Here is a 10,245-nt window from a genome sequence, read left to right as displayed (position 1 = left end):
GGGCGAGGTTCCATGTGCCGTGGAAGCGGATCGCCAGAGCCAATCGCGAGGTGATCGGCAACCATCCCAATCTGATCCGGCGTGGTCAAAAGCTGGTCATTCCGTGTGATGAAGGGGGTACAGGTGGTATTAGACCGGCTCAATACCAGGGCAACTCTCGAACCGTTGCACATACTGCCGCACGAGTACCAAACGTAACTAATGACTTTGTGTGGTGGTTAAACAATGCTCTTTTTAGCCTAACTACAGACGAGGCAAAGTCCGCTAATGAAAAAGCGAATAGGCGTATAAGTGGGCTTTTGGATGATCTGACGCACCTCCCCCCTAGATTTAGGGGAGCATATCGTCGTGTGCGAGATTTCGTCACCTCAAAGATCACTGCGTACAAGGTCTTCATCAATTATGTTCGTCCAAGTGGCTATTGGGATATTAAACGAAAAGAGCCCTATAGCAATCCTACCGGGAGAGTCAAATTATGTGGTACGGAAATGGATTTTGATGCGCCCGGTAATATTCTTTATGGCTATGCAGGTAAATTAGCTAGCTTCAGTTCTTTTGAATTGAGGGGAGGATCAATGGCCGTACAAATACTGAGTAGTATCCCTGACTGGCTGGTCGACAGGTTTGGAGGTAGTCTGAGAACTATTAACAGATTAGCTAATGAACTTAATCGTGATCAGCCGACAATAGGCGTTGGAATAAGATTACAACGCGATCTCGGGAGAACCTATGTAACTCGATCCCGAATGTGTTCATCTATCCGCTAGTTTAGGTTCCTAAATTTGACGTGAGATGAACAAAGAACTTTACCCAATGGGTCGATAGGTGAGTTTCAGACTCATCACTATATTCGTTAGATCATAACCTGATCGGATGTAAACCTTCATGCGCCTCATCATTCTGCTCACCCTATCGCTCCTCGCCGTCACCACGGCGGGAGCGGCACCCGTCCCCCCGCTTCACCACAAAAGTGCCGCTGGCCTGATGCCCGCCGCTTACCTTCAGTCGTCGGAGCGCGCGCTGTCCACGCAGGCGGCGGCTGCCAATAGCGGCGTGCTTGAGCCATATGCCATTCTGCCGTTGGAGCAGCCGGCAACCGCGTCGGCAGGTCGTGGGCGGTTGGCGGCGGTCAGCACCGACGAGCAGTTGCTCCGGCTGGGCTGGACCGATGGCCTGACCGTGACGCAAACGCTGCCCGCGCTCGTCGCTCCATCCGGGCTGGCGGTCGGCGATCTCAACGGCGATGGTCGCTCTGATCTGCTCGCCCTCCAGCGTCCGGCGAATAAGCTGGCGCTGGCGGCGGGATCGCCCGGTGGAACGCTCGCCGCGCCCACCCAGCACGATCTGCCCGCCGACGCCGAGGCATTACTGGTCGACGATCTCACCGCCGATTGTCGCCGCGATGCCGCGTTTACCGCACTGGACGGCACGGTGCAGGTGCTGCCCCAGACGGCGGATCGCACGCTTGGCGCGGCACGGACGGCGCTGTTTGCCAACGGCGGCGCAACCGATCTGGCAGTCGGCGATTTCAATCACGATGGACAGTTCGACCTTGCCGCGCTGCGCGGAACCGGCAACACCACCAACCATCTGGGCCTGTACACGATCGTCAGGGACACACTGACCGCGACGGGTGAGCGCAGTGTTGCCGATGGTGGATTTGCGGCGCATGCCGTGGCAAGCGGCGATGTCACGGGCGATGGTCGCGCCGATCTGATCGTCAGCGCGGGTGGCAACCAGCCCGATGCGTATCTCAACCTCTTTGCTCAGCAGCCAAGCGGCCTGTTTGCGACAACCCCTATCACGATGCCCGCCTGGCATATCCCCGAGTCCGTGGCGGTCGCCGATGTCAACCACGATGGACACAATGACGTGATCGCGCTCCATAGCGGCTGGCTGGCGCTCTCGCTCTACCTCAATCAGGGCGATGGCACGCTCGCGCCCTACGAGGTATATGAGTTGCCCTACAGCGCCGCGTATCGTCCCGAAACCCTGACCGTGCTGGATCTCAACGAAGATGGCGGGCTGGACGTGCTGATCGCCGATGGCAGCCGGGGCGTGACCTATCTGCTCAACAGTGATGCCGCGCCGACCGCGACGATCGCCACGCCGATCGCCTGTACGCGCAGCCTGGGCCAGCGCCTGACGATCGGCGGCACCGTCAGCGGCGCGTCGGTCGTGGAAGTGAGCCTGGATGGTGGCGCGACCTGGGAAGCGGCGACGGTCGATGGAACGACCTGGAGCTACACCGCCGAGGTCGGGAATCGACCGGTCTACAAACGAGTCATGGCGCGGGCCGTCGAGGGTGAGCGCGTGCAGGCTCCGGTGGCGGAAACCTATCTGCGCATCTTCAATTACCAGCAATTCGTGCCGATCGTCGGTCAGTAACTCGTCGCGCCGCAGCCGCGTGTGCCACCTGGCTGGTCCTGCGCGGCTGCTCGCATCAGAAGGGATACCGTGATGAATCGCCGTTGTGTGCTGCTCGCGGCGCTGGTCGCCAGTCTTGGCCTGATGGGCTGGCTGCCATTGCGGGCGGCCGGCGTGACACTCAGCTATGGCGGCCTGCGCGCCTGCTACCAGACAGGCCGACCGATTCCGCCGTTCACGATCACCGCGCAGGTCGCAACGAGCGATACCTACCGCATCACCCATGCGGTCGCCGTGAACCAGCAGCCTCCGGGAACGAGTACCATTGTCTACGAGGGCGGGATCAGCCCCGCACAGCCCAAGGTCGCGACGGTCACCGGCGGCCATGCGACCGTTTCAGGGACGTATACGCTGATTGGCAGCCTGTACCAGCTCAGCACTGGCGTCCTGGTTGCCCAAACCAGCGCAACTGTCCTCGTCGCCGATCCCTGTCCCACTCCGCCGGGATCGCCCGCGCCGCCTTCCGCAGCGATGGCGGATATTCACTGGTCGCAGACAGCGACGCCAAGCCAGGGCGCTCGCGTCGGATCACTGCTGACCGTGTGGGCGAAGGGGCGGAACGTTGGTCAGGGCAGCGGATCGAGCGACGCGATCCTCGCCTACGATCCCGCGCTGCTGCGCCTGCTCGACGTGACGCCGCAGCGCGACGGCGATTGGGTGCGCAGCCGCGACGACGAGCAGGGCACGATCACGCTGGCGCTGGGATCGCTGGCTCCGGGCGAGGCCAGCCGCCTACCGATCCGATTTCTGGTCCTCCGCGCCGCGCCCGAAACCGTCCTGACTCTGGTTCGCGCTGACGGCGAGGATCGGGCAAATCCGCTGTTTCTGGAGCTTGGTCAGGAGATCACCGGGCCGCTCAGATTCACCATGACTGCTACTGCCGCCGGAAGCGAGATTCGGGGACGCGGCTACAAGCCCGGCGAGCGATTGGCCCTGTGGACCAACCGGCAGGGCGGGCCGCCCCGAGCGATTGAAGGCAGGTTTGCCGCGCAGGCCGATCCGGACGGCACGGTTGCCATCACCCTGCCGCCGCTGGGCGAAGACGTCACTTCCGTGGTGGTGGCCGGGCAGACCAGCGAGGTCGTCGGCCTAGCGATCCTTCCGTCGCCGTGACCGCGCAGCAGGAGCCCATCGTCACCGTGTTCGACCGGCAGAGCTGACCGATCCGGGGATCGCCGTGGTCAGCCAGTCGTCGATGCGTGGTTCTTGACTAGGTTCCCGCTCCCGATCGTCAGCCCCGTTCCGCTTTGAAGCAGCGGAACGGGGCTGGTCCTGGTTCGTACCAAGACACCCACCACCAGGTACGGGAAGACGGCTACGTGTTGCACCCATAGCAGAGCGCTGCGCGCCGCCACCGCGGATGAACATGTGGCATCCTCCTCCGGAGCAGATTCCATCACCGGTCGCGGCGAACTGGAGCCTTCGAGCCCGCGTAAACCATGATCCGGAACCCGCAGGGAGCACCATTGGTTGCTCCCGTTCGGGAAGCACGTCCGGGAACCGCTTGGATCGGATCGGGTTCCACCGAGACGGCTGGAAGGAGGCGTGCTGGAGATTCGGTCCCCCTGTTGCGGTAGCTGGGATAGGCACACGCGCAGCGTGAGCGCGTGTCACGTCCGTCGTCCCAACCGGGCCACCGTCTAGCGAGCACCCGCGCCGACGTCGCCGTTCCCGCTCCTGGTGAGGACGTGCGCACCGTCGTTGCAGGTGGTACGCGGGTGCGGTTTGTGCTGCTCGGAACGTCACGCCGCCTGCGTTTCAGCATTCCCTCAGCATCAGAACGGCGTCCTCCGCGCGGTGGAGCAGCGCAGGCACAGACCGTCCACGGCGACCTGATGGAGCGGCTGGGTACACGCCGGACATCTCAGCGCGAGCCGATGGACCTGAAGCGCACAGTGTTCGCAATCGCGCAGCACACTATAGGTGAGCCCTGCGGGTGGGACACTTGCCGGACAGGGCCGGCCACAGAGCGTGCGGCCGGTGCCGCGCGTGAGATGCAGGCGCGCACGGATGTCGTCGCCATGCGCGCATTCAACGGGACGGACCTGCTCCGCTCGGCGCTGACCAGGTCCAGGTGCAGCCTGGACTGGTCCCTGCGTGACTGATGGCTCGGGCGTGAGGCTGTCGGCGGTCGCCAATCCCAACAGCACGCGCACCGCGCTGACCTACGATCCGCTCAGCCGCCTGACGCAACTCGTCAACTACGGGCGCGGCGATACGATCGACTCGCAGTTCAGCTATACCTACGACCGGCTCGGCAATAAGGCCACCGCCACCGACAAGGACGGCGTGGTCACAGCCTACACCTACGATGCGCTCAATCACCTGACCAGAGTTGCCCGCAGCGGCAGCACGGGCGCGCTCGATCAGTTCGACTTCGCCTATGATGCGGGCGGCAACCGCGTGCGGCAGACCGTCGGGCGCATGGCGCAGAACCAGTGGTCGACCACCACGACCGACTACACCTACGACGCGGCAGACCGCATGCTCACGGCGGGCGGCGAGAGCTTCCAGTACGACCGCAACGGCAACCTGCTGAACAAGGCGCAGCTCGGCGTCACCAAGGCCAGCTACCGCTACGACTACGATAATCGCCTCGTGCAGGCCGACGACGTGCGCTACAGCTACGACGCGCTGGGCCGGCGCATCGCGCGCTCCGCGGGCAACGCCAGCACGTTCTTCGTCTTCGACGGGCAGCGTCCGCTGCTGGAGATCGATGGCGCCAGCGGCAAGAGCGAGGAGTATATCAGCGACGCGAGTGGTCGGCTGATCGCCAAGCTGTTCCTGCCGCCGCCGACCAACCAGGATACCGTCGGACGCTACTATGAGTACGACGGCCTGGGCAGCGTGGTCGGGATGACGAACCAGCAGGGCAACCAGGTGACGAACTACCGCTACGAGGCGTTCGGCAGCACCGCCGAGGAGAGCGGCAACCAGGGCAATGACCTCAAGTATCTGGGCCAGTACCTCGACAGCGCCACGGGGCTGTACTACATGAACGCCCGCTGGTATGACGCGCAGACCGGGCGCTTCCTGAGTGCCGATCCACTGCCGGGCAATCCCTTCCAGAGCGGCTCCACCAACCGCTACGCCTGCGCGCTCAACAATCCGATCACGTATGAGGATATTAGCGGCCTGAGCGCACGCTCGATTGGGGATTTCTTTTCCGACCTCGCGTTTGCCCTTGCCGTGCTCGTGCTTATCATTATCGTGTTGATTATCATCATCCTGATCGCTGCGCTCTTAGCTTCCTTGCTCGGTGGGGGTGGGGCGCTTGCGCTCGCGGGAGGCGGCATGCTCGGCGGAGGACGCCCGAAACGCTGAGGAAGTAATTGCCTGGTGCCACCTGGAGCGCATAGTCGCCAGAGGCGTTGGTCGTGACCCACACATTGGCCGCTCCACCACCCGGCGCCAGCTCAACCGTCTGACCTGCCAGGCCGTTGCCCAGCGGGTCCCGCACTTTCCCGCTCAGCGTGACGACTCCAGCCGGTACGAGTACGAAATCGAGCGTTGTCGCGCGCGTAATAGTCCTTCCCAGTGCAACTGCTGGCCCGAACCCGCTCGCAGCCGTTGGTGTCACCCGCACATCATACGTGCCTTGCTCGACTGAGAGCGTATAGGTGCCGGAGATGTTAGTGATCGTGCTCGCAACCGTTGCAGCCGTCGTCGGGTTGATGACGTCAACCGTAACACTCGCTAATCCATTGCCCGACTGGTCGCTCACCTTGCCGGATAGCTGGTAGCTGACGGCGAGCACATCGCTCGTCGCCGGCGCGACGAAGGTGGATACCAGGAACAGGATGACCAACAGCCAGAAACGCATGGCGACGACGGAGCGCGGACGAACCGATGAGGTATACATGCGGGGTCTCCTTCACGATTCTTTCCCTGGAACCGGCGGATACGGCGTCGCTTCGACGTGAACAGACCATCCACATCGAGAGCAGATCATGCAACGGATCGTGTAAGGGTCGAAGCGAGGACGATGCAGCGGACAGATAGTTCCTCTCCGTATACCACAGACCAGGCTGAAGCGCGTTGTGACTCTGTCACCTCATGTGAACATGACGCAACGTGATACATCGGTTCCGCCACAAGGCTGCTGATCGGTGTACGGTGGCGACACCAGTGGCTTCAGAGAAGGCACGTCAGAACGAACGAGGTAGCTGCCTCTACCATGTTGCTGCGATCGTTATGTTCACTGGACTGGATTCGTCGCAGAACGGCGGGCGATCACCTGCATGATCGTCCTTGGCCTTCTGTACGAGAACCTTAAGGAAAACAATCGCCAACAATCAAAGGGCTGCGTGTCGTATAGCAGGCGAGTCAATTAATAAGCGGCAAAAAAGACGCGCTATGGAGATCCACTTCGTCTGGCCCATCCCCCAAGCAGAACGGACCACGGTGTATTTCAAACGGTTGTGTCTCGCGCTTGTGTGCATCCTTAGCGCCTGTGGACCCGCGCTGCCGGGGGAGCAACACGCAGGCACCGCAGCATCGGGATGGTCGAGCGCGCACGTCCAGCATCCGCATCAGCAACCGAAACATCCACGCCGTCAGCAGCGCTACCCTCAGCGCGCTTCGCCGTCACCGCCTACCAGAGTATGCCGCTGGCACCAACAGGCAGCATTGACGACCCAGCTGGGCCGCCGTCGGCGTGGCTGATCATCGGCGACCGGGCGATCGAGGGCACGCTCGGTCGCCACGGCACGATCGACGTTGCGCCCACCGAGGAGTTTATGAACGCCGTGGCAACGGCGCAGATTCCCGTGGGCGCAGCACCCACGCTGGTGATCGGGTCGGGTCCGCTTGAGCACGTCAGCGTCGGCCTGCGTCCGTGGAGCGGCGAACCCGCCCGGCGGCATGGCGCACAGCCCGATCCCGCGGCACCGACCACCGTCCGCCTTGATCCCCTGCCGCTGGGTGCGGACCAATTGTTGCACATGTTTGTGCGCTTTGGCTATCCCAACGGGGGCGATGCCAGCTACCTGTGGCACGTGACGAGCGGCGCTGCGGCGACGGCAACGCCGTCGATCGCTCAAGCTGCGCTGCCGCCAAAAACGCCACACAACGTGACGCGCAGCGGTGAGATCCAGGGCTTGATTGGTCGGCGATACAGCATGTATTGCACGTAGACGTGACACTCCCACCGCTCAAGCGGCGGGCTTTCTACCGATTTCTTTGTAAGGAGCATCGAAGCTGCTGGGGAGGTGCTACAGCGTAACCTCAATGACCTCGCCTGCTTTGATCGTCGGGAGAATCTGGTTGACTCGCGGCATTAATGGGTGCAGTGCCTCGATCCGGTTGGTTGGCGCGACGAGGACCATGACTCCCACATCCCCATAGGCAAGATGTTGCTGATAGCGCAGGTTTTGGTCGCTGGTGAGAAACACCTCGAACTGACCGTGCGCAAGCTGCATCAACTCACCGTTCTTTTTCCCAGACCAGCCCATCTCTTGTACGGTAGCGACGCTATGCGTTGGTAACGCACGTTTGAGGTTCTTCGGCAGACATTCATCAAGCAGCACGCGCCGTTGCATACGACACTAACGCCTCCTTTGCTAACTCCAGCACCTGGATAGCGTGGTCGCGGCTAACGGACGGAAAGTCGTCTAAAAACTCGTCAAGGGTGTCACCCGCTTCTAAATAATCAATTAAGTTCTTGATTGGGACGCGGGTTCCAGCAAACACGGGCGTCCCTCCCAAAATTTCGGGTGAGGATAGAATAAGTTGCTTCTCCGCCATCATGACACTCCTTGTCAATAACCGCCCCGTGAACGAGGCGGCTTGCATCTAGACCCGCAGGTCTGATGCGATTGGCTGATTGACGGGCAGCCCACCAGGATCAGATGTACCGCTCCTGGCCTGGTACTTGGCAGCAATATTGTAGGCGGCGTTCACATCCGCATGCAGCTCGTAGCTACACTGCCGACACTTGAACCAGCCTCTGGCACGCCGATTGTTGCGGGCTTGATACCCGCACCGGCTACACGTTTGGGAGGTATGTCGCGGATCGACCGCGACCACCGTACAACCGCGTGCTTCTGCCTTGTACGTCAAAAACTGGCGCAGCTGCGCATAGGACCAACTATGCATGCGCCGTCGTTGTTCACGCCCACGCTGCTTCGTGCGCTGCCGAATGTGGGTCAGGTTTTCCACCACAATCGTGCTGCCTTCTGGGGTGGCATGGACGATCTGTTTGCTCAGGACGTGATCACAATCCCGGCGGAACCGCGCTTGTTTGTGGCGGAGGCGGCGCAGGTGGCGTTTCGCGCTCGTGCTCCCCTTCTTTTGCAAGGCCCGGCGCAGGTGGAAATAGCGCCCTTCGATCGCTTTCCAGCGACGCTTGCCAAGAAACTGGCGGGTACTCGTCACCGCCGGGTGCGCCAACCCAAGATCGACGCCCATGACGGTCTCAGTTAGCCGCACCTCGGGCGCAGGCACGGTGACCACGATATGCAACCACCAGTCGCCGTCGCGCAGGATCAGATCGGCGCTATCAGGCGCGCACCCGATGTAGCGCTGGGCGTAGTCCGGCACCACGAAGGGAATGCGTTGCCGACCGACCACGGTTGCCAGATTGACGACCTGGGTCTGCCAGTCCACGTTGTAGGTATGCACGTTGTAGCGCGGCGCACAGCCCCACGAACGCGGTTGGCTCACGGTGCGCGCTGGGTCTTTGGCAAGCTGCAAGGCGCTGGCAACGGCTTCGGTGGCTTTCACGCGCGCCTGAATATGCAAATCCGAGACCAGATCGGGGTACTGGGCTTTGAGGGGATAGTAGAGCGCATGATGCAACGTCACGCCGTTTTTGATCCGTGCCTGCCAGCCGTAGGCTGCGACCGCGTTGAACACATCCGTAAACTGCCGCCGCGTTTCCAACAGGGCGGTGGCCTGCTCCGCGGTTGGCTGCAACTTGATGCGGATCGTGCGCTGCATAACACACATATTCTACCATATATTTGTGGTTTTTGCACGATTGAAAGGATACTGCCGCATTCCCCCGTTAGCTAAAGCAAACGGTCCCCTGCGGCTTTTTCTATGGACTCACGATGGATTGTATCAGAGTTGGCAAGAGCGTAAGAAGCGCCCCACCACATGCGCATTGCCCATGAGGGACCGCGCGGCTGGCACGATCGGACGATGGCGCTGCGGACGGAAGCCTGCCGCTGTTACCAAGGACGTGGTACAGCTCTTCAAACCCGGCGGAGTCGAACCGCAGCGTGCGGCAGTTCTCCGTCACGGTGCGCACCACATGCTCCGGCGCTCTATCGGGCAGCTCCGCCTCGCAGCTTCTCGCCATCGGCGTCGAAGCTCCACGGCTGCCCGGCGGCGACGATCTCAAGCGCGTTCTCTCGGTCGCGGAAGACCAACTCTTGGCTGACCCGCCCGGCGGCCTCTTTGTAGGTCAGGGTGATCGCCGCCGCGCCATGCCAGGTTACGTCGATGACCGTCACCAGCCCATCCAGGACGATCCCGCGAATCGCAATCCCACGTGCGAAATCTTCGAGCCGAGCCACGATGTGTTCCCCCACGATGAAGGAGCATTGTTATGTCAAGAAATAGCGGCGAAGACACCAGGATGCGGGAACGATCCGCACATCCCGGCAGGCAGCCGCCAGACGTTGTTCGGTTGAACACGCACATAGTGAACGACGGTAGTGCGCTTCACCCAGGTTGCTGGACACATGGTTATGCTACCTGTGCTGGGGCTGGTAGCTCGCTAGAGCGAGCTTCATATTCAGCGGGACTCAGGTAGCCAAGTGCCGAATGCCGCCGCTGTCGATGATAAAACACCTCCATGTACTCAAAAATGGC

11 protein-coding genes are annotated in these 10,245 nt (G+C 61.8%); 5 read left to right on the top strand and 6 right to left on the bottom strand.

What is annotated here, in order from left to right; genetic code table 11:
• The 4 genes from VFZ66_23380 to VFZ66_23365 form a co-directional block, all read left to right on the top strand.
• The coding region (locus tag VFZ66_23380) for a polymorphic toxin type 44 domain-containing protein (protein ID HEX6292150.1) at nucleotides 1-767 on the top strand (767 nt) is incomplete at its 5' end.
• A gap of 118 nt (nucleotides 768-885) precedes the next feature.
• Nucleotides 886-2,388, top strand: coding sequence for an FG-GAP-like repeat-containing protein (locus VFZ66_23375; protein ID HEX6292149.1), 1,503 nt, complete (start codon nucleotides 886-888; stop codon nucleotides 2,386-2,388).
• A 72-nt stretch (nucleotides 2,389-2,460) separates the two neighbouring features.
• Nucleotides 2,461-3,540 (top strand): hypothetical protein, encoded by a 1,080-nt coding sequence (locus tag VFZ66_23370; GenBank protein ID HEX6292148.1) that lies wholly within the window; start codon nucleotides 2,461-2,463, stop codon nucleotides 3,538-3,540.
• 984 nt (nucleotides 3,541-4,524) lie between these two features.
• Complete coding sequence (locus VFZ66_23365) at nucleotides 4,525-5,751, top strand: RHS repeat-associated core domain-containing protein (GenBank protein HEX6292147.1); 1,227 nt, start codon at nucleotides 4,525-4,527, stop codon at nucleotides 5,749-5,751.
• On the opposite strand, the gene VFZ66_23360 is transcribed toward VFZ66_23365, so the two are convergent.
• On the bottom strand, nucleotides 5,651-6,289 hold the full coding sequence (locus VFZ66_23360) for a carboxypeptidase-like regulatory domain-containing protein (protein ID HEX6292146.1): 639 nt from the start codon (nucleotides 6,287-6,289) through the stop codon (nucleotides 5,651-5,653). The two genes, VFZ66_23365 and VFZ66_23360, sit on opposite strands and share 101 nt — an antisense overlap.
• A gap of 640 nt (nucleotides 6,290-6,929) precedes the next feature.
• On the opposite strand from VFZ66_23360, the gene VFZ66_23355 reads away from it, so the two are divergent.
• On the top strand, nucleotides 6,930-7,562 hold the full coding sequence (locus VFZ66_23355; protein ID HEX6292145.1) for a hypothetical protein: 633 nt from the start codon (nucleotides 6,930-6,932) through the stop codon (nucleotides 7,560-7,562).
• A 78-nt stretch (nucleotides 7,563-7,640) separates the two neighbouring features.
• Here VFZ66_23355 and VFZ66_23350 read toward each other — a convergent pair whose 3' ends face one another.
• From VFZ66_23350 to VFZ66_23330, 5 genes are all read right to left on the bottom strand, one after another.
• Nucleotides 7,641-7,967, bottom strand: coding sequence for a DUF5615 family PIN-like protein (locus VFZ66_23350; GenBank protein ID HEX6292144.1), 327 nt, complete (start codon nucleotides 7,965-7,967; stop codon nucleotides 7,641-7,643).
• Entirely contained in the window at nucleotides 7,945-8,175 is a 231-nt protein-coding gene (locus tag VFZ66_23345) for a DUF433 domain-containing protein (GenBank protein ID HEX6292143.1), read from the bottom strand. The genes VFZ66_23350 and VFZ66_23345 overlap by 23 nt, the downstream gene beginning before the upstream one ends.
• A gap of 45 nt (nucleotides 8,176-8,220) precedes the next feature.
• The gene (locus VFZ66_23340) at nucleotides 8,221-9,366 is read right to left on the bottom strand and encodes a transposase (GenBank protein HEX6292142.1); all 1,146 of its coding nucleotides are present in this window, start codon (nucleotides 9,364-9,366) and stop codon (nucleotides 8,221-8,223) included.
• Nucleotides 9,367-9,695: 329 nt separating this feature from the next.
• Entirely contained in the window at nucleotides 9,696-9,947 is a 252-nt protein-coding gene (locus tag VFZ66_23335) for a hypothetical protein (GenBank protein HEX6292141.1), read from the bottom strand.
• Between the two features lie 172 nt (nucleotides 9,948-10,119).
• On the bottom strand, nucleotides 10,120-10,245 hold a 126-nt coding region (locus tag VFZ66_23330), incomplete at its 5' end, for an IS3 family transposase (GenBank protein ID HEX6292140.1).

Source organism: Herpetosiphonaceae bacterium (genome assembly GCA_036374795.1).
Classification (GTDB): Bacteria; Chloroflexota; Chloroflexia; order Chloroflexales; family Kallotenuaceae; genus LB3-1.
The sequence above is the reverse complement of the archived record's forward strand: the minus strand, read 5'-3'. Positions and strand labels throughout refer to the sequence as shown.